This is a genomic window from Microbulbifer mixtoriginis (SeqCode), from assembly GCF_052466715.1.
Genome location: NZ_CP174288.1, coordinates 4,450,065 through 4,475,632 on the forward strand (window position 1 = coordinate 4,450,065; position 25,568 = coordinate 4,475,632).

At 45.0% G+C, this 25,568-nt stretch carries 26 protein-coding genes; 8 read left to right on the top strand and 18 right to left on the bottom strand.

The window, feature by feature from the left end:
* Nucleotides 1-90: 90 nt before the first annotated feature.
* The 3 genes from znuC (at nt 91) to ACJJH9_RS19735 (ending at nt 4,557) form a co-directional block, all read left to right on the top strand.
* The gene (znuC, locus tag ACJJH9_RS19725) at nt 91-876 is read left to right on the top strand and encodes a zinc ABC transporter ATP-binding protein ZnuC (protein ID WP_444925240.1); all 786 of its coding nucleotides are present in this window, start codon (nt 91-93) and stop codon (nt 874-876) included.
* Nucleotides 877-1,686 carry a zinc ABC transporter permease subunit ZnuB gene (gene znuB / locus ACJJH9_RS19730; RefSeq protein WP_444923765.1) on the top strand — a complete coding sequence of 270 codons (810 nt, stop codon included), beginning with the start codon at nt 877-879 and terminating at the stop codon, nt 1,684-1,686.
* A gap of 231 nt (nt 1,687-1,917) precedes the next feature.
* Nucleotides 1,918-4,557 carry a TonB-dependent receptor gene (locus tag ACJJH9_RS19735; RefSeq protein WP_444923766.1) on the top strand — a complete coding sequence of 880 codons (2,640 nt, stop codon included), beginning with the start codon at nt 1,918-1,920 and terminating at the stop codon, nt 4,555-4,557.
* Between the two features lie 411 nt (nt 4,558-4,968).
* Here the strand turns inward: ACJJH9_RS19735 and ACJJH9_RS19740 are convergent, their stop codons facing one another.
* The 8 genes from ACJJH9_RS19740 to ACJJH9_RS19775 form a co-directional block, all read right to left on the bottom strand.
* Nucleotides 4,969-5,178 carry a hypothetical protein gene (locus ACJJH9_RS19740; protein WP_444923767.1) on the bottom strand — a complete coding sequence of 70 codons (210 nt, stop codon included), beginning with the start codon at nt 5,176-5,178 and terminating at the stop codon, nt 4,969-4,971.
* A 98-nt stretch (nt 5,179-5,276) separates the two neighbouring features.
* Entirely contained in the window at nt 5,277-6,473 is a 1,197-nt protein-coding gene (locus ACJJH9_RS19745) for a dipeptidase (RefSeq protein ID WP_444923768.1), read from the bottom strand.
* A 110-nt stretch (nt 6,474-6,583) separates the two neighbouring features.
* Nucleotides 6,584-7,363 carry a CPBP family intramembrane glutamic endopeptidase gene (locus ACJJH9_RS19750; protein ID WP_444923769.1) on the bottom strand — a complete coding sequence of 260 codons (780 nt, stop codon included), beginning with the start codon at nt 7,361-7,363 and terminating at the stop codon, nt 6,584-6,586.
* Nucleotides 7,364-7,430: 67 nt separating this feature from the next.
* A complete protein-coding gene (locus ACJJH9_RS19755) occupies nt 7,431-8,114 on the bottom strand; it encodes an SCO family protein (protein ID WP_444910907.1) in 684 nt (227 codons plus the stop codon).
* Between the two features lie 3 nt (nt 8,115-8,117).
* Nucleotides 8,118-9,011 carry a heme o synthase gene (gene cyoE, locus ACJJH9_RS19760; RefSeq protein WP_252084009.1) on the bottom strand — a complete coding sequence of 298 codons (894 nt, stop codon included), beginning with the start codon at nt 9,009-9,011 and terminating at the stop codon, nt 8,118-8,120.
* Between the two features lie 43 nt (nt 9,012-9,054).
* Nucleotides 9,055-10,161 carry a COX15/CtaA family protein gene (locus ACJJH9_RS19765; protein WP_252084008.1) on the bottom strand — a complete coding sequence of 369 codons (1,107 nt, stop codon included), beginning with the start codon at nt 10,159-10,161 and terminating at the stop codon, nt 9,055-9,057.
* An 11-nt stretch (nt 10,162-10,172) separates the two neighbouring features.
* Nucleotides 10,173-10,814 carry a redox-active disulfide-containing membrane protein gene (locus ACJJH9_RS19770; RefSeq protein WP_444923770.1) on the bottom strand — a complete coding sequence of 214 codons (642 nt, stop codon included), beginning with the start codon at nt 10,812-10,814 and terminating at the stop codon, nt 10,173-10,175.
* A gap of 10 nt (nt 10,815-10,824) precedes the next feature.
* Nucleotides 10,825-11,550: an SURF1 family protein gene (locus tag ACJJH9_RS19775; protein ID WP_444923771.1), complete on the bottom strand. Its 726-nt coding sequence runs from the start codon at nt 11,548-11,550 to the stop codon at nt 10,825-10,827.
* A gap of 33 nt (nt 11,551-11,583) precedes the next feature.
* Between ACJJH9_RS19775 and ACJJH9_RS19780 the strand changes: the two genes are divergently transcribed.
* Nucleotides 11,584-11,808: a DUF2909 domain-containing protein gene (locus ACJJH9_RS19780; protein WP_252086046.1), complete on the top strand. Its 225-nt coding sequence runs from the start codon at nt 11,584-11,586 to the stop codon at nt 11,806-11,808.
* A 53-nt stretch (nt 11,809-11,861) separates the two neighbouring features.
* On the opposite strand, the gene ACJJH9_RS19785 is transcribed toward ACJJH9_RS19780, so the two are convergent.
* The 4 genes from ACJJH9_RS19785 to coxB are packed head-to-tail and all read right to left on the bottom strand — an operon-like array spanning nt 11,862 to nt 16,060.
* A complete protein-coding gene (locus ACJJH9_RS19785) occupies nt 11,862-12,752 on the bottom strand; it encodes a cytochrome c oxidase subunit 3 (RefSeq protein ID WP_444923772.1) in 891 nt (296 codons plus the stop codon).
* 5 nt (nt 12,753-12,757) lie between these two features.
* Complete coding sequence (locus ACJJH9_RS19790) at nt 12,758-13,327, bottom strand: cytochrome c oxidase assembly protein (protein WP_444883291.1); 570 nt, start codon at nt 13,325-13,327, stop codon at nt 12,758-12,760.
* An 18-nt stretch (nt 13,328-13,345) separates the two neighbouring features.
* Nucleotides 13,346-14,896: a cytochrome c oxidase subunit I gene (ctaD, locus tag ACJJH9_RS19795; protein WP_444923773.1), complete on the bottom strand. Its 1,551-nt coding sequence runs from the start codon at nt 14,894-14,896 to the stop codon at nt 13,346-13,348.
* Between the two features lie 18 nt (nt 14,897-14,914).
* Nucleotides 14,915-16,060 carry a cytochrome c oxidase subunit II gene (coxB, locus tag ACJJH9_RS19800; RefSeq protein ID WP_252084002.1) on the bottom strand — a complete coding sequence of 382 codons (1,146 nt, stop codon included), beginning with the start codon at nt 16,058-16,060 and terminating at the stop codon, nt 14,915-14,917.
* Nucleotides 16,061-16,800: 740 nt separating this feature from the next.
* Here coxB and ACJJH9_RS19805 point away from each other — a divergent pair.
* Nucleotides 16,801-18,141: an MATE family efflux transporter gene (locus ACJJH9_RS19805; RefSeq protein ID WP_444883288.1), complete on the top strand. Its 1,341-nt coding sequence runs from the start codon at nt 16,801-16,803 to the stop codon at nt 18,139-18,141.
* Between the two features lie 278 nt (nt 18,142-18,419).
* Here ACJJH9_RS19805 and ACJJH9_RS19810 read toward each other — a convergent pair whose 3' ends face one another.
* From ACJJH9_RS19810 to ACJJH9_RS19820, 3 genes are read right to left on the bottom strand one after another with little or no spacing between them, the layout of a single operon-like run.
* A complete protein-coding gene (locus tag ACJJH9_RS19810) occupies nt 18,420-19,250 on the bottom strand; it encodes a hypothetical protein (RefSeq protein ID WP_444923774.1) in 831 nt (276 codons plus the stop codon).
* Nucleotides 19,250-19,525 carry a YheV family putative zinc ribbon protein gene (locus ACJJH9_RS19815; protein WP_444883286.1) on the bottom strand — a complete coding sequence of 92 codons (276 nt, stop codon included), beginning with the start codon at nt 19,523-19,525 and terminating at the stop codon, nt 19,250-19,252. Before ACJJH9_RS19815 ends, ACJJH9_RS19810 begins: the two co-directional genes overlap by 1 nt.
* Before the next feature lie 35 nt (nt 19,526-19,560).
* On the bottom strand, nt 19,561-21,609 hold the full coding sequence (locus ACJJH9_RS19820) for a M3 family metallopeptidase (protein WP_444923775.1): 2,049 nt from the start codon (nt 21,607-21,609) through the stop codon (nt 19,561-19,563).
* Nucleotides 21,610-21,674: 65 nt separating this feature from the next.
* On the opposite strand from ACJJH9_RS19820, the gene ACJJH9_RS19825 reads away from it, so the two are divergent.
* From ACJJH9_RS19825 to ACJJH9_RS19835, 3 genes are all read left to right on the top strand, one after another.
* On the top strand, nt 21,675-22,229 hold the full coding sequence (locus ACJJH9_RS19825) for a gamma carbonic anhydrase family protein (protein WP_444887638.1): 555 nt from the start codon (nt 21,675-21,677) through the stop codon (nt 22,227-22,229).
* A 25-nt stretch (nt 22,230-22,254) separates the two neighbouring features.
* Nucleotides 22,255-23,169 (top strand): LysR family transcriptional regulator, encoded by a 915-nt coding sequence (locus ACJJH9_RS19830; RefSeq protein WP_444923776.1) that lies wholly within the window; start codon nt 22,255-22,257, stop codon nt 23,167-23,169.
* An 86-nt stretch (nt 23,170-23,255) separates the two neighbouring features.
* Nucleotides 23,256-23,774, top strand: coding sequence for a hypothetical protein (locus ACJJH9_RS19835; RefSeq protein ID WP_252083995.1), 519 nt, complete (start codon nt 23,256-23,258; stop codon nt 23,772-23,774).
* A gap of 53 nt (nt 23,775-23,827) precedes the next feature.
* On the opposite strand, the gene ACJJH9_RS19840 is transcribed toward ACJJH9_RS19835, so the two are convergent.
* Genes ACJJH9_RS19840 through ACJJH9_RS19850 form a run of 3 tightly spaced genes read right to left on the bottom strand, consistent with a single transcriptional unit; the run spans nt 23,828 to nt 25,547 of the window.
* The gene (locus tag ACJJH9_RS19840) at nt 23,828-24,238 is read right to left on the bottom strand and encodes a hypothetical protein (RefSeq protein ID WP_252083994.1); all 411 of its coding nucleotides are present in this window, start codon (nt 24,236-24,238) and stop codon (nt 23,828-23,830) included.
* A 17-nt stretch (nt 24,239-24,255) separates the two neighbouring features.
* Complete coding sequence (aroE, locus tag ACJJH9_RS19845; RefSeq protein WP_444923777.1) at nt 24,256-25,098, bottom strand: shikimate dehydrogenase; 843 nt, start codon at nt 25,096-25,098, stop codon at nt 24,256-24,258.
* Entirely contained in the window at nt 25,095-25,547 is a 453-nt protein-coding gene (locus ACJJH9_RS19850; protein WP_252083992.1) for a DUF6841 family protein, read from the bottom strand. The genes aroE and ACJJH9_RS19850 overlap by 4 nt, the downstream gene beginning before the upstream one ends.
* Nucleotides 25,548-25,568 lie beyond the last annotated feature (21 nt).

The window sequence follows — 25,568 nt, forward strand, 5'->3', positions numbered from 1 at the left end:
CCAGCCCGACTGGTGACAGACTCTCCTTTTGAGTCCTCGCTTGGAGGCCACAAACATACGGTTTTTCACGCCCGTCCCGGAGATATTGTCCTGAACCCTTCCCCGCCGCTAATTACCGCCGACCGTGTCGCGCTACAACTCGCCGGCCGGCAATTACTCCGGGATATCTCCGTGGAGTTGATTCAGAGGGAGATTGTCACCCTGATCGGCCCCAATGGCGCCGGCAAGACCACCCTGCTGCGACTATTACTGGGGCTGACCAAGCCTACAAGTGGCACCGTCTGGCGCCAACCGGGCTTGCGAATCGGTTATATGCCCCAGCGCTTACACATAGACAACTCGATGCCCATGTCCGTGCAGCGCTTCCTACAAATGGGCCAGCCGGGAATAAAGACTACTCAAGCACAGGCTGCACTGGATAGGGTGGGTGCCGGGCAGCTGTTACAAGCCAGCCTGGCAAACCTCTCTGGCGGGGAGATGCAGAGAGTACTACTCGCTCGCGCCGCCTCCCGCAAACCGCAATTACTGGTACTGGATGAGCCCACCCAGGGCGTCGATGTTGGTGGGCAGAGTGAGCTGTATCAATTGATAGCCACCCTTCGCGATGAGCTGGGCTGCGGAGTGCTGCTGGTGTCGCACGATTTACATCTGGTGATGGCCGCCACCGACAGGGTGCTGTGTCTCAATCAACACATCTGCTGTCACGGACACCCGGAACAGGTGAGTAAAGATCCCGCCTACCTGGCGCTCTTTGGCGATACCGTGGCTCCCTATACCCACCAGCATAACCATCAGCACAAACTGAGTGGCGATATTGCCGGAGAGTGCAATCACTCTGGTGCAAAGTCGAACGGCAAAAATAGAGAGCAATATTAAGTGGTCGAATTCGGCGAATTACTGCACAGCCAATTTCTCTGGTATGCCCTGGGTGCCGGTCTGCTAGTCGCATTAGTTAGCGGCCCACTGGGCTGTTTTGCCGTCTGGCGGCGCATGGCTTACTTCGGTGACACACTGGCACACTCAGCCTTGCTCGGTGTCACCCTCGGCTTTGTACTACACATCATGCCCACCCTCGCCGTTGGCGCAACCTGCTGTTTGCTGGCAATTCTACTGGTGTACCTGCAGCGCAGGCAGAAGTTAGCCGTGGATACTCTATTGGGGATTCTCTCCCACTCGATGCTCGCTCTTGGAATCGTGACAGTCAGCCTGTTCGAAATTAAAGTGGACCTACTCTCCCTGTTACTCGGCGACTTACTCGCCGTAGGCAGCCAAGATTTGGTGCTGATGTCTGTTACTGCCGTGGGCATCCTCGGTCTGCTTTATTGGATATGGGAAAAATTATTAGCCTTCACTCTGCACGAGGAGCTGGCCTCGGTGGAAGGTGTACCGGTAGAAAGAATACGCATGGCGCTAATGCTGATGTTGGCCCTGCTAATTGCCATTGCCATGAAAGTGGTTGGTGTGTTGCTGATCACCGCCTTGCTGATTATTCCCGCTGCTGCCGCGCGCAGGCTCTCCCGCACTCCAGAGCAAATGGCGCTGCTGGCATCCCTGATCGGCTGCCTCGCCGTAGTGCTCGGCTTGCTCGCCTCTATTTTATGGGACACGCCAGCCGGGCCCTCTATTGTCCTGGCAGCGGCTGTGTTTTTTCTCTGTAGCCAACTACATCCACTTCAAAATTACTAGTGCTCCTTTTTACAGCCTTTAAGCGCTGCCACAGCTTCTAATACACTGCCTTTAGTAGTTTTGGCGTTTATTTCATCCAAAAAAAGCGACTCACTTCACCCATTTATCCACAGGGTCTTTGCCCAGCTCTGAGCTAATTGTTTCAGTTTTCCGCCATTGCTAGTGTTGCTCGACGACCAGCCAATTTGGGCCAGTCATGGACTATGACAATAAAAAAGTTGAGCAATAAACATGGAAAAATTCACTCTCCGTCGCAATGTGTTGGCCTCTGCCATTTTGGCCACGGCCGCTTCAACAACTCCACAGGCTCTCTTCGCTGCCGAGGAAGGTGCTATTGAAGAGGTCTCCGTTGTCGGCTCCCGCATCAGCCGCAACTCTGAATTTGAAAATGCTACCCCGATCCAGGTAATGGACCGCGAGAGCATCGAGAAATCCGGTTATACCAACCTACAGCAACTGTTTGAGAAAAACCCCGCCGCCGGTAACGGCACTTTCTCCACCCGCGGCAACAACCAGGATTCCACCGCTAACGGTGCAGCTGCGGTGAGTTTGCGTGGTATGGGGGCTGATGCAACTCTGGTGCTAGTTAATGGTCGCCGTGTCGCTATCAGTGCCTTTGCCGAAGGGATAACCACCAACTTCGTCGATATCAACAGTGTTCCGTTGGCCGCTGTTGAGCGTGTGGAAGTCTTGAAGGATGGTGCCTCCGCCATTTACGGCTCTGATGCGGTAGCCGGTGTAGTCAATCTAGTGCTACGCAAAGATTTCGAAGGCACTGAAGTTTCTATGGACTACGGCAGTGCAGATGGCTATGACGAACAGTCTTTCTCTGCTGTGTGGGGTATCAATGGGGAAAACTCCAATTTCACTGTTATTTTTGACCACCACAAAAATAGTCGCTTAGATAGTACCGAACGCAGTAGTTTAGGTACCGCTAACCAATCCAGCCGAGGTGGTATGGACTTTCGCTCAGCCCGTGGATTTCCCGGAAGTTTCATTCTACCAATGGCTGACAAAACAACAAAAGATCCCAGCTGTCCCGAAGATCGCATAGCTGTCAACAAATCTGGCAGCGTGTGTAAGTATGATTATGGCCCCTGGACTTTGATTACACCCGAAGCGGAACGCACTGGATTATTAATGCTGGGTCATAAGCAGTTAAATGACAACATAGAGTTTTTTAGCGAAATAGCAGTTCAGCATAATACTTCTGTAGCTCAAGGTGCTCCTACGCCTCTGGATGCAGATGCGGGCCTCTATGTACCCGCAGACCACCCTAATAACCCCTTTGGAGAAGATGTCGATATCGCCTTTTACCGCACTGTAGATGCTGGGGCACGCCAATGGGATATAGAAACTGACAACTTGCGCGGTGTATTCGGGCTACGTGGTTCTATCGCAGATTGGGACTGGGAGACATCCATACAACGCTCCCGTAGCGAGTCCAAACAAACCGGGAGCAAATCCCAAGGCTGGGTACGCACCGACCTGCTGCAAGAGCAGATTAATGCGGGTAATTATAATCCCTTTGGTGGAGTACAAAATCCTGATTCAGTGATTGATGCCATCACCACCAACCTAGTACGTCAGGGCAAGTCTGAACTGACCAGCTACGATTTCACAATCAATGGCAATTTATTCGAAACATCCAGCGGTACCATTGCTATAGCAGCTGGCTTGGAATATCGTGAAGAAAAAGCTTCCGACATCCCCGATGATCAATTCCAGCGTGGGCTCATTTTTGGCACTGAGTCCGTATCCGCCAGTGCCAGCCGTGATATCTCCTCGGCTTATGTCGAAGTAGCCATCCCCCTTCCTGCCAGTTTCGACCTAACTTTGGCCGCTCGTTACGACGATTACAGCGACTTTGGCAACACCACTAACCCAATGGCCAAGCTGTTGTGGACTGCCACTGATCAATTATCTCTTAGAGCATCCTGGGGCACCGGCTTCCGAGCACCGTCACTCGCTCAAATAGGTCTTGGTGACTCGCAAGAATCCGTATTCTTTGCAGATACCTATGGCTGTGAAGCTAATGATATTAATAGTGAAGATTGTATTGAACTCGATTACACAATTATCTATTCAGAAAACCCAGACCTCGATGCAGAAGAGTCCGAGTCCTACAATATAGGTGCCGTTTACGAGCCTATTGATGGTCTGCAGCTATCTCTGGACTATTGGAATATTACTCAGGAGGGTAAGATTGATGAAGTTCCATTTGGTTACATCTATAACCTTAATTGTAACGATCAAAACAGCACAATCTGCCGACGCAATACTCCACTCCAAGGCCAATCTTTAGGATCACTACAGTCTATTCGCAGCGGTTTTACCAATATCGGAGAGCAGGAAGTATCGGGGGTAGACTTAAGTGTTGTATACAGTGGACTTGAGATAGCAGGCGGTGAGTTAGGACTTCGCTTAGATTATTCCTATCTGGCGGAGTTTGAGAGAGTAGAACTTAACTCAGAAGGCAGTTCCTTCCTTACCCGAGATCTAGCCGGAGAGTACGAATATCCACAGCATCGCTGGAACGCTACCGCTGACTGGACCTTCGGTACCTTCGGCTTTAGTACAGGACTGAGCTATATAGGTGAATTTGAGGATACGCCGGATATCGACTTCGATGGTACTCTTGACTATGACACTAATAGTTCCCGTACTGTAGACTCCTTCCTGACCATGAATTTACAGGCACGCTATACCGGTTTCGAAAATATGATTTTGAGTCTTGGCGCGGATAATGTCTTTGATGAAGAACCACCCTTCGCTATTGGTGATGGCGATACAGATCTTTATGGTTATGTAGAATCACAGCATGATCCACGCGGACGCTTTATCTACGGAAAAATGACTTATAGCTTCTAATCAAAGGGCTTTCGCAAACAAAAAGGGAAGCCATTGGCTTCCCTTTTTATCTTATAAGTTTCTCGAAATTATTTAATAGACTTATTCTTCTTCGATCGATCTCCAACTGGCTCATAACCCGCCTTATAGAATTCATAGATAGTCAGTCCTACCCCTATTAATATACAGATAGATACGCCAATTCCTATTATCAAAATTAATGTATCAGACATAGCCTTTATCTTCTTGCCAGAAGGGCTGATACTTTAAAGTAGATGCCAAAACTTAAAATACTGGGCACCCATAAGGCAGTAAAAATACCCTGTTCCTTATAGCCGTTAAACCATAAGTACCCAGATAAAAAAAATGAGATCAGAACAGCCAATAAAATAAAGAAATCAGATGCCTTCAACATTGATTTAACCGCCAAATTTAATCATAGTCCCAAAACCCTACCGCAGCTAATAACAACCCTGATATTGTAATCATCGCGGGAATACCTATCCCTTGAATCCCAAAATATTGAATTATTGATGGAACAATATTTAGTATACTTGCCAATCCCCAAAGAAAAAATGGCATAGCAATTAAAAGACCAAGCCAACCAAGAAAAAGCCGTGCCTTCCTCAGCCGAGGAAACATAAAAATTAATCTCTTCAAAAGACCTGTTTTCAGGTTCGACAGTAAAATTTATAAAATTGCTAAAAGCATAGCTCACCAACTTGAGGTCAATGTCTAAATCAGTGCCCTTGTGAAGTCGCATACTCTTCATTGCTTTGCCAGATTCTCAGTAGATTACACCCGAGGATCTTTTTGATGTCTTCTTCACTATAACCTCGTTCAAGTAAACCAAAGACAAGGTTTGGATATTCTGAAACGTCTTTCAACCCAACAGGTAAACTGTCACCAACACCATCAAAATCTGAGCCTATTCCAATATGGTCAACACCAACTAAATCGCGAATATGATCAAAGTGATCAAGTACATCACTTAAATCGGCATAGACAAACATATCCTGATGTAACGTTTCTGTATATTTTTCAACTTCCGGACTATGTATATCTAAGTTATTTTCTTTAATATATTTTTCAGTCAGCCGACTAATTGAGTTATAGGAATCTCTAGATTTAGCACTAATAAATGTTGAACCAAAATTGACCATAATCAACCCGCCCTGCTTTGCAAGCGCAGTTATCATTGCATCACTCATATTGCGCTCAAAACCTGGGGTGAAATGTCTCGCTGAGGAATGTGAGGCGATTACAGGAACTGATGAAATTTCCATTACCTGCCAAAAGGCCTCATCAGAAATATGGGACACATCAATCATAATACCTAGTGCATTCATCCCTCTCACTAGATCCTTACCAAACTCACTCAATCCTTTCCACGGCCTTGACTCATCATAGGAAGAATCCGAGATATGATTACTCTTAGAGTGGGTTAGGGTAATATAGCGAACTCCGCGGTTATAAAAATGCCTTAAATTATCTAAGCTTCCGTCAACACCTGCACCATTTTCCATGCCCAGAGGTAGTGAAATTTTACCCCGCTCAACTTGAGCTTTTAATTCTTTTAAAGATTTAGGAATCGCAAATTTTTCGGGATGCATTTCTACCAATGTCTCGATATTAGTAATCAGCTGGTCTGCATAATCCTTAGCAGTTCCATCAATTTCCTTTTCAGCAGGTATGTAGATCGACATAAAAGGAGCGTTTAAACCACCTTTGATGGCCCTATGATAATCAAAGTCTCCACCTTCTACACTGGAACCAACATCAACATTTTCTTTCGACAACCTATATGGAGCATCTATATGACCATCCACTAACATATTTTCCAGTACAAGTTTTTTCGCAAGTGCATGGTGATTTTCAACATTCCACTCATCACAAGCCGATAAGAATATAAAAATAAAAGCCAAGCATTTTTTCATAAGAATCTTCCAATCAAATAGTAAACGTGAATAAGATCTTCGGTAAAAACTTGAACATTATCAGTACGCTTCAACAAATATCTTGGATAGATTATTATCACTTTTCAGTTTTAAGCCGGAAGAGGATAAGGGAGTAATAACATATGAAATACATTGACCGCCCAGTGAGCCATCACACAAAGCCAAAAATTTCTACGTAAATACCAGAGAATTGCATAACAAAAAGAGGCTAAACCAAGTAGAATAACTGCTGATGTATCTGCAGACCACCCAACATGAAGCATGGTAAAAATAGCTGTGACTATTGGAACAGAAAGCCATCGCCACTCAGCAAGGGATTCTTCTAATCCTCTTTGTAACACCCAGCGAAAAAAGCCTTCCTCACTAATACATACGACTAAAAGATTGATAACTGCTGCTATTAATATAACATTAGATATTTTTACCGAAGGACCATACAAAACCAACCCAATAGTGATTGGAATAGCAATAGTAATTATTAAAAAAAATAAATCGATAGGTCGTACGGTTTGTTTTTGACGAAGCATAAAAGCGAGTAAGCCAATAGCAACTAATGCTTTACCAATATTGAAACTCGCATATATCAAATTCCCTGCACTATCTGAGTAGGGAGTTAAAATTTGAATTCGCTCACTACCAGGAATGATATTAAAGCCGGCCAACAGCATAAGGGCAATACAAACAAAATATAAAGCCGTACGCCTCCACCCTCGGCATATTTCAAATGTGGTTAAAGCGATCCAGGTAAGAGGTGCAAGAAAGCCAGCCCAGCCAAAAGGAATAATACATAAGGATAATATAAGTGGTGCACCCCAAGGGACTTTAGAAACATCCGTTGAGTGAACCTTGTCAAGGCTTTTCAACTGCACTTTACTTCCTTACATCAAAGTATACACAGGTCAAAGAGTAATTTATGGGAATACACCAATATGTAAATTAACCATTAAAAGTGGCACGAATCGAACGATAGGTTAATTTCATTTTTGCCGGATCTAGTGGCGCTCTAAAGAAAGCATGGTAATGTCCAAGGGGATTTATTAATACAACTTGAGAACCATGATCCATCGTATAATCATTATTTCCTAGAATAACTTTATTAAAAGGAACATTAAGTTGACTAGCAAAACGCTTTATTTCTATGAAATTGCCAGTAACACCGAGAAAATCATTATTAAAATATCGAACATAATCATGTAAGATCAGTGGTTTATCTCTGGCAGGATCAACCGAAACTAAAATAACATCGGTATCTGCACGAATATCTTCATCAAGGAGTTTATAGAAACTATTGAGACTCGACAGAGTTGTAGGGCAAACATCGGGACAATGGGTAAATCCAAAGAATATGAAAGTCCATTGGCCTTTCAAATTTTTTGTTTCGAATGCACTGCCTGTATCGGCGATTAACTGAAAATTATCTAAAATTCTTGCTCGCTGTAATTTTACGGCACCATTTATGCGAAGCTCAGAATCACTTAATATCCTTGGCTGACTTAACTTATGAACAAAGCCAACCAAAACTGCCACAATAAACATCAGTAAAACCGTAATCGTTATACGAACACCACGCTTTTGGCGTTGTATGAATTTAGGCTCAGCCATCTTATGAAAATTAGTCATTTTTTACACCGATATTAAATAGTGATCCAACAACATAATGCAAAATAAAGCCATCAGATAAATAATAGAATACTTAAAGGTTTCAATTCCCGCATTGGGGTCTCGACCCCGTAGCATTACCAAACTCCAATATATAAACCCAAGACCTAGCACCACCGCCCCAAGAAGATATAACCAACCTAACATTGCAGTCGCAAAAGGAAGTAAGCTAACTGCAAATAAAATAAATGTATAAAGTAAAATATGCAGATTTGTGTATGGCACACCGTGAGTAACTGGAAGCATAGGAACTTTTGCTCTGGCGTAATCCTCTTTCCTATGCACTGCTAGTGCCCAAAAGTGCGGAGGTGTCCAGGCAAATATGATCAGTACCAGTAACAGGGCATGTGGATGAATTTCATTAGTTACCGCTGTCCAGCCGAGTAGTGGCGGTGCTGCACCAGCGAGTCCGCCAATGACAATATTCTGAGGTGTGGCATGCTTTAAAAACATAGTGTAAATAACAGCGTAACCAATCAGAGATATCAGTGTTAACCAAGCAGTTAAGACATTCACAAATACCATTAACACTGCCATACCAAGAATACCCAGCAACAGAGAAAATAGTATGGCCTTGCGTGGCTCAACTCTTCCTCTTGCGACTGGGCGATTGCTAGTACGCGCCATTTTTGTATCAATGTAACGATCAACCAGATGATTAATCGCTGCAGCGCTACCAGCACAAAGGGCAATACCTAAATTACCCAATATTAAAATTTCTAACGGAACCATTCCTGGAACAGCTAACAACATACCAATCAGAGATGTAAGAATCATCAGCATGACTACTCTGGGTTTAGTCAGTTCATAATAATCACGCCAGTTAGTGAAGCTCAATTTAGCAGTTTGTATAGCCATAATATTCTTCTTCTCTAATTCTTCCTTGATAAGACATAGATCATTACAACTCGGCAGCCAATTCTGAATCTTTTATAATTCTATTTTTTTTAGAATTATTTTCTCGTACTTCAATAGAGCCAGCTGAGTAAATACGATAACAGAAAGTTAAAATACCTAATAATAGAAATGCGGCACCGGCATTATGAGCAACAGCAATTGATAGTGGTAAAAACATAATTACATTTGCGACACCCAAACTTACCTGCATCCCTATCAAAGCAATCAATATAAGGGCCCAACGATACTCACCAGCTTTCCAGGAAAAAAATGAAAGGCTAAGGACTAGTCCGGTCACGATTAAAGCGCCGATACGATGAATAAAGTGAATAGCCGTACGTGCATCACTTTCCAAAGCACCACCTAAATAATTTGGCCCAATTTGTTGGAGGATATTAAACCCTTCCTTAAAATCAGCTTTAGGAAGCCACTCTCCATGACACGTGGGGAAGTCTGGACAGGCAAGTGCAGCATAATTTGAACTCGTCCAGCCTCCCAAGGCTATCTGAACAACTACTGCTATAGCAGTCAAAACGACAAGTGGTAATAAATTATGAAGTTTACGGTAATTTTTAAATTGACCTGATAATTTGTCATATCTCATTCTTTCTACGAGTAACCACAGCATAGATAATGTTGCCATTCCTCCTAGTAAGTGCGCAGTGACAACCTGAGGCCATAACTTCAAGGTGACAGTCCACATACCGAAAGCCGCTTGCAAAGTAATCAGGGCCATCAAAAAATGTATCTGTTTAAAAGTGCGTTGTTTAGGATTACGCCAGGATATGTAAACAAGTGAAGCGACTAATAAAAGCAGGATGCCTGCAAAGTATCTATGCACCATTTCAGGCCAAGTTTTGCTAGTATCTACAGGCGTATCTGGAAATGCATAGTTAGCCGCTTGAATTTCATGATTTTTATCTGGCCAAGTAAGATGGCCGTAACAACCAGGCCAATCGGGGCAGCCCAACCCAGCATCAACAAGCCTAGTAAATGCTCCTAAAGTAACAACAATTATGGCTAAGACACATCCAGCCAATGTTAACTTCAAACGCCAACCAAATTGCTCTTTTATAGGTTGCTTTATTTTCTTTTTTTCTGACGATTCCATGTCACTCTCCATTATTTTTCATAGGAGTACTTCAATAGGCGTTTGATATCTTTCAATAGTTGATTACCACTATGTTGGTTGTCATAGATCATCATTGCGAATCCTTCCTGATCTATTAATATTGCTTTAACATCATCAATTTTTTTATGGTCGGTCAGTTCATGTAGCGTATTTACGCTATTGTCATTCAATCTGAAAATCTTTAGACGAGGATGTTCTAACTGTAGTTTTTCTTTTTTTTCTTCAGTCATGGAATGATGAGTTGCAAGAAGCCTCTCAACTCGGCTGGCTTTCTCACCCAATCGGATATGCACTTGGCGACTGGTATATAATAGTTTTTCACAGTCCTCACCACAGTCTGAAGGACTTATAATGAGATATCTCCACTTTTGGTGTTCCCCCCCAATTAACTGTGTCTCCTCTTCAAGTGAAGATATTTTTAAATCATTAAAATTAATCGGTGGTTGAAGTAACTCACCTTGATTAGTTGTTCCATCAGGTATTCCCACTCCCGTATAAAACACTATATAAGCTGCAACAATCGGCAGAAATACCGATGCTGCAATAGAAAATATCTGTATTTTTTTTGAAGAAGAATTTGTTATTATTTCTCCATTTTCTTGCAGAGTGGAGGACCCTTCTCTTCCTTCCATTATCATACCCCTAATTATTTATTTTTATAAAATTGGTAGCAGTAAAAAGCCAAAGAAAAAATAAAGCTGTAGCCATAGCAAACCATTGAATCGAATAAGCGATATGTCGATCCACGCTGCTATTTACTAATTGCCAATCAGTTATGAATGCTGATTCTGAGTCAGCACTTAACCTAACGATCCAGTTGTTATTGCTGAGCGTCATATTCTGAACAATTTCTTTATTAACAATCTGTATTCTACGATTTATTATTTTTTCTTTAGTCTCTATAGATTTTAAGTTTTCAACCGGGTATAAAAACCCATTGATTTTTATCTTATCTTTAGGGTAATTAACTTCAGGCATTACATCCCGGCTAGCTGAAAATGGAATCCAGCCTCTATTTATTAGCCATCTCTGTTCACCAGATATAAAGACTTGAAGAACCTCATACCCTACCTTTCCAGTGCGAGTTCGATTATCCAATAAGAAATATTCATCAGAATAATTTCCATCTAATTTTACAGGCAGGAATCTTTTTAAATTCGTAACTAAATGTAGATTTTCTGGTTGGGATGACAATCTTGAATTGATTTCTAAATCTATGATTCTCTTATCATCAGCTCTACCGAGCTGCCAAAATCCCAACAACACAAAAACTGGAATAAACCCAAAAGAAAACAGGGTGATCGACCAGTTACGAATCAATGATACACTGGTATTATCTGAAGAAACTGATGGTATCTCTACTGTCATGTGCTACTACATAAAATAATGGAAAATAATTACATGTGGCTAAAAATCGTTATAGTCGTTCTTTTTCTCGCGATACTGGTGAGCCTATCCAGTGCTTTATTTTTTCTACTGCGAGATATGGGTGCTCCCCAGTCTAAACGTACTCTTTATGCTTTAGGTATACGGATTTCTCTTGCCGCACTTCTTTTATTAGCCATCTGGTATGGCTTCGAAAGCGGCATTTTGGCTAATACTGCCCCCTGGACAGATAAATATTAGTTTATATCGCCTCAAGTTAATTCAACCTGAGGCGAATCCTATGTACTTATAAATTATGCGCCTAGCACATATACAAAAATAAATAAGCCAACCCAGACAACATCTACAAAATGCCAGTACCAGCTTGCTGCTTCAAAGCCAAAATGATCATTGGGTTTGAAATGATGTGCGATTACAGAACGTAACAACATTATGAGCAGCATTATCGTTCCCAGAGTTACATGAGCTCCATGGAAACCCGTCAACATGAAAAAAGTTGTGCCATAAATTCCTGACTCTAAAGTGAGTCCAAGATGTTGATAGGCTTCATAGTATTCTTGCGCCTGAAGATATAAAAATATGAAACCTAGAAGAACAGTTCCTCCCAACCACAGATTAAATTTCCCACGCTCACCTTTTTTAAGAAACACATGAGCGAAATGTACGGTAACGCTGGAAGATAAAAGAATTATTGTATTCCAAAGAGGTAAATGCCATGGATCAATAACATCTTTAGGTCCTATAAATTGTGCTGTATCACCATGAGCTGCTGCATCCGGAGTCACATAGAGAGGCCAAGTATTCTCAAACCCCTCCCACAACATGTTGGATATTCCATTATCGCCTTCCCCAGCTAACCAAGGAACAGAGAAATTTCTTATGTAGTATAGGGCCCCAAAAAATGCAGCAAAAAACATAACCTCAGAGAAAATAAACCATCCCATTCCCCAGACATAAGATCTCTTTAACTGTTCACTGTTCAGACCAGCCATATTTTCTCTGATTACCGCTGCAAACCAGAACCATAAGACTGTAGCCAAAGCCAGCGCACCGGTAAAGAAAATATAGGAGCTACCACCGTTGATCCAATTTGCAGCACCAAAGGCAATTAAAAACAAACCTATAGTGGCAAATATCGGCAGCTTGGATTGTTCTGGAACATAATAACTGCTTTCACTAGCCATGAATTTTATCCCTCTCGCTCGGGCTCGTTATTTTTTTCGATATTTTTAGAAATTCTTTCCGTAACATCGAACAGCGTGTAGGAAAGGGTTATGGTATTTACACTGTTAGGAATCTCGGGATCAACGATAAATCGCAATGGTAACTCTGCCTGTTCACCCGCTTTTAAAATTTGCTGATTGAAGCAAAAACATTCAGTTTTGTGAAAGTATTCCGCGGCTTTAAAAGGAACCAAGCTGGGAATGGCCTGACCGATCATATCCCTTCCAGTAGGATTAAAAGCGATAAAAACGGTATCCATAACCTCACCTGGATGGACTTCCACCGACATTACACTGGGAGAAAACTTCCAAGGCATATTGTCGTTATTACTCGCAATAAACTGAACGGTGATAGACCTGCTGGTATCGATAGCAGCAGGGACCGCTTCGTAACGCCCGCCAGTTTTACCATTCAACCCAGTAATCTCGCAAAAAGCATCATAAAGTGGTGGCATCACGAATATGGCGAACACCAGCATGCTGGCGGCAAGCGCCAGCAGTTTCGCAGAAACTTTCGTATTTTCGCTAAATTTCATCGGCACAAGAACCAGAAATTAACGAATAACCGGAGGGGTACCAAAGGTGTGATAGGGAGCCGGTGATGGCACCGTCCATTCCAACCCCTCCGGGTTATCCCATACTTTATCAGTGGCTTTTTTACCACCCATGACTGTACGTACCACATTAAAGAGGAATACCACCTGAGCCGCACCGAAAAGAAATGCCCCCATACTGGCCATCTGATTAAAGTCAGCGAATTGTAGTGCGTAGTCTGGAATTCTTCTGGGCATACCCGCCAGACCGACAAAATGCATCGGGAAAAAGGTTAAATTCAATCCGATGAAAGCTAACCAGAAATGCACTTTCCCCATAGTTTCGTTGTACATATTCCCTGTCCACTTGGGCAACCAGTAATAAACCCCTGCCGTAATGGAAAAGATAGCCCCAGGAACCAGTACGTAATGGAAATGGGCAACTACAAAGTAGGTATCATGATACTGGAAATCCGCTGGAGCAATGGCCAACATCAATCCTGAGAATCCGCCAATAGCAAACAGAATAATAAAAGCTATAGCGAACAGCATGGGAGTTTCAAATGTCATGGAGCCTCTAAACATGGTAGAAACCCAATTAAAAATTTTCACACCCGTGGGTACTGAAATCAGCATAGTGGCATACATAAAGAACAGCTCACCGGCTATAGGCATACCCACTGTAAACATATGGTGAGCCCACACAATCATGCTGAGGAATGCAATTGCAGCTGTGGCATAAACCATGGAACTATATCCAAATAGTGGTTTACGCGTAAAAGTGGGAATGATTGCCGAAATAATACCGAAAGCAGGCAAGATCATGATGTATACCTCTGGGTGCCCAAAGAACCAGAAAACATGCTGGAATAGAACTGGGTCGCCACCACCTGCAGCACTGAAGAAACTGGTACCAAAGTGGATATCCATCAGCATCATCGTCACTACACCAGCTAGTACTGGCATCACTGCGATTAGAAGATAAGCAGTGATCAACCAGGTCCAGACGAAAAGCGGCATTTTCATTAAAGTCATGCCTGGAGCACGCATATTCAGAATGGTCGCTATGATATTAATGGCTCCCATAATGGAAGATGCACCCAGAATATGAATGGAAAATATAAAAAATGTGACGCTCGGTGGTGCATATTCTGTCGACAAGGGGGCATAGAATGTCCAACCAAAGTTAGGTGCTCCCCCCTCCATAAAGAGGGTCGATGCCAACATTGCAAAACCGAAAGGTAAAATCCAAAAGCTCCAATTATTCATCCGTGGTAATGCCATATCTGGAGCGCCGATCATCATCGGGACCATCCAGTTTGCTAGCCCGACAAATGCCGGCATTACCGCCCCAAAGACCATGATTAATCCATGCATGGTCGTCATTTGATTAAAAAATTCTGGCTGTACGATTTGTAGTCCAGGCTCGAAAAGCTCAGCACGTATAATGAGTGCCATACAGCCACCCAGGAAAAACATTGCAAAGCTGAACCAAAGATACAAAGTACCAATATCTTTGTGGTTTGTGGTGTATAGCCAGCGTTTCAAGCCAGTTTGAGGTCCGTGTGCCATGTTAAAATCCCCTAGCGCTTACTGCTTATTCTTAAAATTAAGGATATCAACGGGCTGAACCGTATCGCCCATTTCATTACCAAAAGCATTGCGTTGATAGGTTATCACTGCGGCTATATCCACCTCAGATAACTGTTCTCCAAATGCTTGCATGGCGGGGTTTACCTGTGATCCATCAATGACTATGTCGAGATGGGTATTCAGGGGACCTGTCGCAATTTTTGATCCGGCAATCGCTGGAAATACGCCGGGAACCCCTTTTCCATTTGGCTGATGACAGGCTGCACACATGCTGTTATAGACTTTTTCCCCTTGTGCAAAGAGCTCATCAAAAGTAAAAGTTTTTCCCGTAAGCTCGCGCATTTTTACTGCAGAGGCTACTCGCCCATCCAGCCAAGCGTTGTACTCTTCTTGGGGAACAGCTTTTACAACAATCGGCATAAATCCATGATCTTTGCCACAGAGTTCTGCACATTGCCCACGATAAATTCCAGGCTCTTCAATACGTGTCCAGGATTCATTAATGAAACCTGGAATAGCATCTTTTTTTACAGCTAGGTCAGGTACCCACCAAGCATGAATCACATCATTGGCAGTAATTAAAAAACGAATTTTTTTCTTAATAGGAACAACCAAGGGTTCATCAACTTCCAATAGATAGTTTGGGCTTTTTGGCTGTTCGTTATTAATTTGGCTGCGTGGGGTTGAGAGATTTGAGAAAAAAGTAACATCCGAACCAATATAGTCGTATTTCCACTTCCACTGATACCCCGTAATCATGATATCTAGATCCGCTTTATCGGTATCATAGATCTCATAGAGGGTTTTGGTCGCAGGAATAGCCATGAGAATCAAAATGACAGTGGGAATTATTGTCCACACCAGCTCCACAGCTGTACTTTCATGAAACTGTGCAGCCTTGTATCCCTTACTCTTACGATGACGCCACATACTGTAAAACATGACACCAAACACAAGAGCACCAATGGCTACACAAATCCAGAAAATCAGCATGTGTAATTCATAGGTCGTTTGGGCAACTTCTGTCACCCCTTTGGGCATATTGACCCCCCAGCGCTCAACAGCCTGCTCTTCCGCCAGTACGGATTGGACAGATAGCGAAGCGGCCAGCAAGGCGAACAGCCGATCAAAGCCTCTCAACATCGCCTACAGATCTCCGTGGTTGCGGGTTTCCTTCGAAAACCCGAATTTTATTTTTGGCCGCCGGCCTTCACGGATAGCTGAAATAGCCCTGTCTATATACTGTTACAGGGTTAAATCCACTCAATAATTTTGGACATACTGTAGTAACACAAGACTACATACACTGGACGAGGTGACATCCCCGCATTACTGCCGTCAGTGCAACTTGTTATTTTAGTAAAAAAATTTTTACTTCAGATGTCGTCGCCCGGAAGGTACAACCAACAACCTGTGTTTCTTTATTTGTCGCAACTACTGCAGGTACAACAGGAACATATTGTCAATGAAAAGTCAATCAGGCCTTATAGCGATAAATTATGCTCAAACCAGCTTCCTGCATAGGAAATTTCAAATAAATTTAATCATTATTTGATGATATAACTCCTATTTTGCAATAAGCTCAAGTTCTGTTGTCCCGGGACGATTAATTTGTATTAAAAAGATTATTTGCGTTGTGCATTCACACAGACTCTCCACTTCAGTACCACTTTATTGCTTGTATAAAATTGCTCTCCTTTATTGCTCCCTTCTGTCCAATCCTGCCTTCAACAATCATCAAATTGAACAATAAGGTATAATCGACAGCTTAGTAACAGATGATTTATGCGCCAAAACGATACCAATCCCTCTTAAAATACATCAGACAAAACTCCAAACTGATACGTTTTTTTTCTTACAGTTATTAATCATAAGTAGCCCCTATGAAGTACCTAACAATTGATTCAAGAAGCATGAGTCGGGTTTGGAATCTTGCCTGGCCTATGATTCTTAGTAATATTTCAGTTCCTTTACTTGGGGCAGTAGATACCGCAATTCTCGGTCACCTTTCTTCGGCCGTTTACCTCTCTGGAGTAGCCATTGGCGCAAGTGTTATGACAATGCTGCTTTGGGCCTTCGGTTTTCTTCGCATGGGCACCACTGGTGTCGTTGCACGCAGTCAAGATGGTGGTGTTGAATGGTTGCTAAGAGCAATACTATTGGCAATGGCATTAGGGATACTACTTCAGATTATTACCTATCCTTTGCTAGACAATATTGTTGGTTGGATGAATGCCAGTAGTGCAGCCAGCCCGCATGCAGTGGCTTATTTACAGATTCGTCTGATAAGTGCTCCTCTTGCACTAGTTAACTTTGCCATACTGGGTTTCTTTATAGGCCGACAGGATAGCCGGGCTCCACTATATATTTTGCTAGCAGCAAATATACTCAATATACTTTTGGATTTTCTTTTTATTCTCGGTCTTGGTTTAGGGGCAAAAGGCGCTGCGATAGCCACAGTTTGTGCTGATACTTTCGCCTTATTGATGGGATTGTTTTTACTTAAGCGTGTTAATCCTAAAATTTGGAAAGCATTAAAAAAGTGTCTTCAAACCCCTCAATTTCAGCCATGGATAGAGTGGAAGCCTTGGCTTGAGTTACTGCAAATCAATACAGATTTATTTATTCGAACCTGCTTGCTGTTATTAACATTTACATTCTTTACTGCTCAAGGGGCCGCCCAAGGAGACTCCACCCTTGCAGCCAATGCAATATTATTACAACTATTAATGATGACTTCTTACGCGCTGGATGGCTTTGCCCATGCAACTGAGGCATTAGTAGGTGAATCAATAGGAAAAAAATCAAAAAAACTATTTCAGGAAATAGTTAATGCCGCAGGCATTTGGGCTTTAGGAAGTGCACTCTTTATTACTCTATTGTTGATATTTTGTCAGCCAATAATAATAAAGTTGTTTACAGATCTCTCTAGTGTGATCCAGCAAGTAAATAACGTTTATTGGTGGCTTTGCGCTCTGCCGCTATTAGCCGTATGGAGTTACCAACTTGATGGTGTTTTTATTGGCGCCGGAAAAAGCCGACAAATGCGCAATACTATGTTTATAGCTACTATTCTAATTTTTTTCCCAAGCTGGTGGTTAACTCGAGATTGGGGAAACCATGGCATATGGTTTAGTCTTTTTTTGTGGATTGGCGCACGATCTTTAGGGCTTGTTGCTTACTTTCGATACTACACTGTAACCGACACATGGATTAAGAAATAATTTAATACTTTTATATATTAAGTTTTAGAGGGTTTCTGGCTTGTAATAAGCTAAATTATTCAGCTGAATACAGAATAGAGTAGTATGATACTGAATTTATATCGGAGATGATGTACAACAATTGATTAGATTGAAAACCATTAGAAATCAATGTCTAAAAATTTTTCCGAAGTTTTGTTGATCTATGAAACTCATGGTTTCAGGAAATAAAAACAATAATCTCAGGATGACAAATATTGAGCGGGAACAATAATGCATTAATACCCGCTCACAATTTTTTAAAACCCCAAAGCTCTTATCTGCTTACTGACCAAAATCTGAGTGTAGTTGGAAAAGAACTCGCTTTCTCCTTGTAAAATTGCTCGATTCAAAATATCAATTTTGCTTCTTAGAGAGCGATCATAAAAATAAAGACTGCCACTACGCACAGTGTAAGCTTTCGGATTTTCGGCCATCAACTTATAAAAGTTTGATAATCTTTCAAGATATACATTGGCATTATTAAGTGAAAAATCTCCTTTCTGATAATAGTCCAGAACTTCTGTGTTTATTTGTTTTTGAATAAATTCTTTTTCTTCATCAGAAAATCTATAAACTTTCATCTGAGTACTTATATCACTGCGTAAATCTTTCAGGTATCTATCCGCTGCCTGTGCTGACTCTCTCAGTGCACCAATAGTTTTCTTACGTTTTCTCAGTGACTTTCTACTTTTAAACGTAGCAGCATCTGACATTTCAAATGAAGCGAGGTCGGCAAGCGGTCTGAAAATAGTAATATGTTGTAAATTGCTATTTCTTGTTAATTTATTACAGATATCGACAGCATACTCCCATTTCTTAAAGGATTTTCCCTCTAAAATCTTTTCCGGTAGGCCTTCGACACTCTCATTAAGTGATCGCTGCTGTTGCAGAACAAAGCCTGGATTCTTGTGCCAATCATTTGCCTGTAAACGAAATAGGCTGAGAAGTCCTTGGTTGACGCAACTGGCCAATAGATGTGAGGTCTGCTCCAGTTGCTGTTTCTGAATTTTTCGATAATGATTTAGGCCGTACAAGCCAGCAATAATTGCAATGGCAAGCACGGCTATAACTACAATTGCCTTTTTCACTACTTATTTTTTTTGGTAGGTTGAATAAATTTTACCGGTTCTTCACTCGCCTCTTTTCTCTGCCCAGTACTAACCCGGGTTAATAGCTCAGAAGGCGCGGACTGCAGGCGTATTTCATCTTTAAATCCGCAGGAAACACACTCACGAAAATTTTTTCCATCCTCCTGGTAATTGACTATACGATCCATCTCGCTACAGCGTGGGCAAACAGCGCCAGCAATAAATCGTTTTTTGGATTTTTTGGAATGCCCACCGGAATTTTCCTGATCGACCATAGTTACTGCTCAACATGCATGACTTAACGGCCTTTTCAGGCCGGGCTGATATTTAATTCAAGCTGCTCAATACCTGAGTGACGCAATAGTGCATCAACATCGGGTCTTCTACCTCGGAATTCTACAAACAGGTCTAAAGCATCCCGGCTGCCACCCTGTTCGAGGATAGAATGCAAAAAACTCTCGCCAGTAGCACTGTCAAAAATACCCTTTTCTTCAAATAGTGAAAATGCGTCTGCTGAGAGTACCTCTGCCCACTTATAGCTGTAATATCCTGCAGCGTAGCCACCGGCAAAAATATGGCTAAAACCATGCTGGAAGCGATTTTCCTTAGCCACGGGAACTACAGCCACCTCGGTGCGTACCTCTGACATTAGCTGCTGAATTTTCTGCGTATCCATCACTTCTTCACTGGCGTGAAGTCGAAAATCAAAAATTGCAAACTCCAGTTGTCGCACAGTGAACATAGCGGACTGGAAATTCTTTGCCGCAAGCATTTTTTCTAGTAATTCTGCAGGCAACGGCTCTCCAGTTTGGTAATGAGAAGAGATCATGGCGATCGCCTCAGGTTGCCAACACCAATTTTCCAGGAACTGGCTAGGCATTTCTACCGCATCCCAGGCCACACCATTGATACCCGAAACCGCCGCTATAGCAATTTGCGTTAGCATGTGATGCAGGCCATGGCCAAACTCGTGAAACAAGGTAGTGACTTCGTAATGTGTTAGCAGAGAGGGCATATCTCCCGCTGCGGGGCTAAAGTTACACACCAAATAAGCGATGGGCAGCTGCAAGCCCTCTTCACCTTGACGACGTGTGGCAACAGTATCCATCCAGGCACCCCCACGCTTTTTCTCTCGCGCGAAGGCATCCAGATAAAAACCCGCAATACGTTCACCATTGCGATAAAGCCAGAAAAACTGTACATCTTTATGCCAGGTTTCCACTGAAGTGTCTTCCTGAACAGCAACTCCAAAGAGCTTTTCCACTACGGCGAATAAACCTTCCAGAACCTTGGCATAAGGGAAGTAAGGGCGCAGCTCTTCCTGGCTAATGGCATAACGCTGCTGCTTGAGTTTTTCCGCAACCCAAGCAATATCCCAAGGTTGAAGCTCTTCTAACTTATACTCTTCGCTGGCAAATACGCGTAATTCAGCCATTTCCCGCTCAGCTGCGGGCTTGGCTCTCTTCGCCAGGTCATTGAGAAACTCCAATACGCCTTCGCAATCTGGCGCCATTTTACTAGCCAGAGACAACTCGGCGTAATTAGCCATTCCCAATAGCTGGGCCTGCTCTGCGCGAAGTGCCAAGATAGATTCCATCACTTCTGAATTGTCGAACTCTCCAGCGTTGGGCCCAACCTCAGAGGCACGGCTCACAAATGCGGTATGCACCAACCGGCGCAACTCTCGGTTCTCCGCATGAGTCATTACCGCCAAATAGCTCGGACCCTCTAGGGTGATCAACCAACCACTTTTGCCTTTTGTGTTTGCTGCACTTTTCGCCGCCGCTATAGCGGTTTCCGGCAAGCCAGTTAAATCTGCCTCATCTTCCGTATGCCAGGTCCAGGCATTGGTAGCATCCAAAACATTGTTGGCGAGCTGGCTGGAAAGTTCAGCCAGGCGCTTGCTATTGGCTGCAAAGCGCTCCCGAGCTTCACCCTCCAGGCCGACCCCACTTAATTCGAAATCCCGTAAACCCAACTCTACAGATTTCTTTTGCGGCTGCGGCCAGCTCACAAATTCCGGCGAGGCCGCCAGCTGTTGATACACCTCGTACAATTCGCGGTTTTGCCCCTGCTCAGTCCAATAGGCAGTTACCTGAGCAAGCGCCGCTTCATAGGGCGCTCTCCATTCACCACTCAGTACACTGTTGAGATGACTGATCGGAGAGAAGGCCCGGTTGAGTTGATCCTGAACCTGTTCAAGTGGCTGCAAGGTGCTCTCCCAGCCAGGGTTCTCTAAGCCTCTTTGTAACTGCCCTTGGCAGTCTCCGATGAGTTTTGCAATTGCAGGCTCAACCTGCTCGGGCTGCAGCTGGGTGAACGGTGGCAGAAGAGGGATATTCAACAATGGATTGGACATACGGGACCCTGTGCTCGAAATAGGATACAGCTATGATAGAGGATTCATTGTACAGGAGCTTCTTTATGTCCCCACTGCGCAGCCACAACGATTCTGCGAGCGAGAAATCCCCGCAACTTGGCCATCGTGTTTTTGTTGACCCACAGTCAGCTGTGATTGGCGATGTCACTCTGGGTGATGATTGCTCCGTATGGCCCATGGCGGTGGTACGCGGGGATATGCATCGAATTCAGATAGGTGCCCGCACCAGTGTCCAAGACGGTGCAGTATTACATATCACGCATGCGGGGCCGTTTAATCCCGAGGGGTGGCCACTGACAATCGGCGAAGACGTCACAATTGGCCACAAGGCCTGCCTGCATGGCTGTAGCATCGGCAACCGGATTTTGATCGGTATCGGCGCCATAGTACTCGACGGTGCGGTTATAGAAGACGAGGTCGTTTTAGCAGCCGGCGCGTTGGTACCACCAGGCAAAACCTTGGAGAGCGGTTATCTCTATGTGGGTTCCCCTTGCCGCAAAGCCCGCCCGTTATCCGATAAGGAAAAGGCGTTTTTTAGCTACTCTGCGCAAAATTATGTGAATCTGAAGGATCAATATCTGCGCCAGGATATTGAATAACTCATCGCCGGGCGATTCGACACTCATGCTCAATCTGAATACTGATCAATTGCATACTTTTGTACGCGCCTGCGAGCTGGACTCTTTCTCCGCTGTTGCCCGCGAACAGGGGCGTGCTCAATCCTCGGTAAGTGCCTGTATTCAGAATCTTGAGCTGGACCTGGGACTCGCCCTTTTCGACCGTAGCGGAAAATTCCCACACCCCACAGCTGCGGCCATGGCCCTGTTGCCGCTTGCCCGCCAAGCGCTGGGGCAGCTGCAGCGTTTTCAGCAGGCCGCGGACTCCTACCAGCGCGGCGAGGAACCCTTGCTGCGTATCCTGTTTGAGGAGTTGGTGATGCCCGATCGCCTCAACGATGTACTGGCAAGCTTCAGCCAGCGTTTTGCCCACACCCAGCTGCAACTGCGCAGTTCCAGTCATCATCAGGCAGTGCAAAGTATCGCCAAAGGCGAAGCCGATTTTGCGTTTGTGACAAGCGGCGGCAGCTACCCGGGCGCACTAGAGTTCAACACACTCGGACGCCAACAAATTCTCTGCCTGGCCACACCGGACCATCCACTGGCGCATCAGCAGCCTAGCTCTCTGCGTGAGGCCGCGCGCCACCGGCAAATAATCGCAGCCATGGAGGAGGGCCAACAACGCTGGCAGCTCTCGTCGCAGGTCTGGGTCTGCGATTCCCTGCTACAGGCCCTGGATCTGGCCTGCAAAGGCATAGGCTGGGTCAACGCGCCTTATGAGCTGGCTCGCCCTTTCCTGAAGAGTGGAAAACTGGTGGAGCTGAAACTCACCAGCGCACTGAGCGCCTGGAGCCTGGATGTCGACCTGTTGTGGTCGGCAAAAACAGCTCAAGGCAAAGCCGGCCTTTGGTTCGCCCGGGAAGCTCGGCGTTTATACGGTAATTATTACAGTCCACCTATCGAGAAATCCGATAGCTATTAATTTTTATCTAACAGCAATACCGATAAAACTTGGCTGCAGGACCGAGGAGGTCCGACTTTCTATCACCGGCAATAGGAGCCATAGAGATGACAGAACAGCAGCAGCTGCAAGAAATGGATGCCTTCTCCAAGAAATATCGCTACGACATGGAGTATCTAAAAGAGTTTTTACGCTCGTCTCCAGAGGGCTTTGAAAAATTTGTACAGTTCCAGCCCCTGTCGATGCACCGGGAATTCTTACCGCTGGAGGTTTTTTGGGTGAGCAAACTGGCCGCCATGCAGGTGGCGGACTGCGGTGCCTGCCTGCAATTGAATGTGCGCATGGCGTTGGAAGCCAATGTCGCTCCGCAACTGGTAAAGGCCTGCATTCAGGGCGGCAGTAATTTACCGGAGCCTCTCAAGGATATTTTTGACTTTGCCACTGCGCTGGCCAGTTACAAAAACATTGATCCGTTGTTAGACCAGCGTATCTCTGAGCAGCTGGATAAAAAACAGCGAATCGAGCTGGGCGTCAGCGTCGCCACCGCCTCTGTATATCCCACCATCAAGAGAGCTATGGGCCACACCCAGAGCTGTAGCCTTATCGAAATTGAGTTTGAGGCCTGATCGGAGCAGCCGCCGCAGTCACTTGCGGCGGTGCCTAACTGGCCTCAGTTACTTTACTTACCCTGTAGTCGCAGCAGCGCGGATGCGGCAATACCGCCAATAGCACAGGCGAGAACGATCACTAGTGGAGTCATAGTTCCCAGCACAAAAGCGCCATAGTCATAGCCACGCTGGGGCAGGAGGTAGAACAGCAGGAAAGCGGCAGGTAGCAGTGATAATAAAGCACCGCGCAATAGCCAAGCATTGCGCCAGGGGAGCAAGAACAACAGACCGCAGAGCCCGCCCCAAACGATACGCTGGTATAAATAAGCGTTACTGAGGTGCGGTGCCAAGTCTACCCCCAACCAGCGGGTAAACCCGTAGCTGCCCATAGCCCACAGACCCAGGGCATAACAAAGGCCGCCGAAACAACCCACCGCAAAGCACATAGAGAGATTACGCAACCACTCGCGCACAGCCAGCATCCTCTTAATTTTTGTTGTTATAACTTCAGCCGAATTAATCTGGCTGTTTGTGTTCGCCGCAACTGCGCCAACACCGGCTCAACACGAGGCTTCACCCCGCGCCATAAATAGAAGGCTTCCGCGGCCTGTCCCACCAACATGCCGAGACCATCGGCTGCTTCAACCCCCAGTTCACGGGCCCAGTTTACAAAAGGCGTCGGCTTTGCACCGTAGACCATGTCATAGGCCCGACCAGTGCTTGTAAAAAGGTGATCAGGCAGGGACAGCAACTGGTTACTCAGGCTCGCCGAACTGGCATTGATAACCAGATCAAAACCTCCACACAGCTGATCCAGTCCGCCTGCAGTCATAGCCCCATAGTGGGAAAACTCATCTGCCAGCTGACAGGCTTTAGCGGCGGTGCGATTAGCGATATGTAGCTGTGAGGGGTGCTCAGCCAGCAGCGGCAGCAGGGCTCCGCGGGCGGCGCCACCGGCCCCCAGAAGTAACACCCGCTTGTCCTGAATTGTCCAACCCAGATTGTTGCGAATATCTGAAACCAAGCCGGCGCCATCGGTATTGTCGCCCAGCAGATTTCCACTCTCTCCGTATACCAGGGTGTTCACCGCACCGGCAGCGGCCGCGCGCTCGGTAAGCGCATCAGCCAGCTCGCAAGCTTCAAGCTTAAATGGCACTGTCACATTGAGGCCGCGCCCACCCTCGGCAAAAAAGGTTTGTGCCGACTCAGTAAAACGATCGAGAGGGGCGAGTAGCTTTTCGTATACCAGGTCCTCACCGGTCTGGGCGGCAAAGGCGGTGTGAATTTGTGGAGACAGGGAGTGGTCGACGGGATTGCCTACCACTGCATAGCGGTCACTCACGACTGGGCCCTCTTGCGCGCCCTGGCCGCCTCGCGGATCTTGGCACTTTCATCGACGAGTACTAAAGCGTCGACTTTAAGGCCCTGCTCGGTATCTGTGAGCAGGTAACGTGTGTGTGAACTGTAGAGTTCGAGGGTCTTATCGTCTTCTTCTCTGTGATGTAACAGGGTCCAGCGTACACTGGCCAAGCTGCTGTAATCATTCAATTCGATGATTTCAGTGACAGTGCCGAGTATCTGGCATACCTCCAGGCGCTTATAAGCGTTGAGCAGCTTCTCAACCTGCTGCACGAAGGCGCCGCGATCTACCGCCAATTTGTTGCCATCTTCACGGTAATAATGCAGAGGAAAACGGTAATAGTCCGCTATCTGTTCCGCATCCCCGGTCTCAAAGTGACGCCTGTAATCCAAAAATAGCGAGTTGATGGCTTCCAATCGCGTTTGTTGCACAGCGAACCTCCGTAGTGCCTG

What these genes read in the sequence shown, in the direction of transcription:
- ACJJH9_RS19790 (WP_444883291.1), bottom strand. Translation starts at nt 13,327, where the DNA reads ATGAAATTTAGCGAAAATACGAAAGTTTCTGCGAAACTGCTGGCGCTT.
- coxB (WP_252084002.1), bottom strand. Translation starts at nt 16,060, where the DNA reads ATGTTGAGAGGCTTTGATCGGCTGTTCGCCTTGCTGGCCGCTTCGCTA.
- ACJJH9_RS19745 (WP_444923768.1), bottom strand. Translation starts at nt 6,473, where the DNA reads ATGAAAAAATGCTTGGCTTTTATTTTTATATTCTTATCGGCTTGTGAT.
- ACJJH9_RS19820 (WP_444923775.1), bottom strand. Translation starts at nt 21,609, where the DNA reads ATGTCCAATCCATTGTTGAATATCCCTCTTCTGCCACCGTTCACCCAG.
- ACJJH9_RS19830 (WP_444923776.1), top strand. Translation starts at nt 22,255, where the DNA reads ATGCTCAATCTGAATACTGATCAATTGCATACTTTTGTACGCGCCTGC.
- ACJJH9_RS19755 (WP_444910907.1), bottom strand. Translation starts at nt 8,114, where the DNA reads ATGACTAATTTTCATAAGATGGCTGAGCCTAAATTCATACAACGCCAA.
- ctaD (WP_444923773.1), bottom strand. Translation starts at nt 14,896, where the DNA reads ATGGCACACGGACCTCAAACTGGCTTGAAACGCTGGCTATACACCACA.
- ACJJH9_RS19815 (WP_444883286.1), bottom strand. Translation starts at nt 19,525, where the DNA reads ATGGTCGATCAGGAAAATTCCGGTGGGCATTCCAAAAAATCCAAAAAA.
- ACJJH9_RS19765 (WP_252084008.1), bottom strand. Translation starts at nt 10,161, where the DNA reads ATGGAATCGTCAGAAAAAAAGAAAATAAAGCAACCTATAAAAGAGCAA.
- ACJJH9_RS19780 (WP_252086046.1), top strand. Translation starts at nt 11,584, where the DNA reads ATGTGGCTAAAAATCGTTATAGTCGTTCTTTTTCTCGCGATACTGGTG.
- ACJJH9_RS19775 (WP_444923771.1), bottom strand. Translation starts at nt 11,550, where the DNA reads ATGACAGTAGAGATACCATCAGTTTCTTCAGATAATACCAGTGTATCA.
- ACJJH9_RS19840 (WP_252083994.1), bottom strand. Translation starts at nt 24,238, where the DNA reads ATGCTGGCTGTGCGCGAGTGGTTGCGTAATCTCTCTATGTGCTTTGCG.
- ACJJH9_RS19770 (WP_444923770.1), bottom strand. Translation starts at nt 10,814, where the DNA reads ATGGAAGGAAGAGAAGGGTCCTCCACTCTGCAAGAAAATGGAGAAATA.
- ACJJH9_RS19835 (WP_252083995.1), top strand. Translation starts at nt 23,256, where the DNA reads ATGACAGAACAGCAGCAGCTGCAAGAAATGGATGCCTTCTCCAAGAAA.
- ACJJH9_RS19825 (WP_444887638.1), top strand. Translation starts at nt 21,675, where the DNA reads ATGTCCCCACTGCGCAGCCACAACGATTCTGCGAGCGAGAAATCCCCG.
- ACJJH9_RS19785 (WP_444923772.1), bottom strand. Translation starts at nt 12,752, where the DNA reads ATGGCTAGTGAAAGCAGTTATTATGTTCCAGAACAATCCAAGCTGCCG.
- cyoE (WP_252084009.1), bottom strand. Translation starts at nt 9,011, where the DNA reads ATGGCTATACAAACTGCTAAATTGAGCTTCACTAACTGGCGTGATTAT.
- ACJJH9_RS19735 (WP_444923766.1), top strand. Translation starts at nt 1,918, where the DNA reads ATGGAAAAATTCACTCTCCGTCGCAATGTGTTGGCCTCTGCCATTTTG.
- ACJJH9_RS19740 (WP_444923767.1), bottom strand. Translation starts at nt 5,178, where the DNA reads ATGTTTCCTCGGCTGAGGAAGGCACGGCTTTTTCTTGGTTGGCTTGGT.
- ACJJH9_RS19805 (WP_444883288.1), top strand. Translation starts at nt 16,801, where the DNA reads ATGAAGTACCTAACAATTGATTCAAGAAGCATGAGTCGGGTTTGGAAT.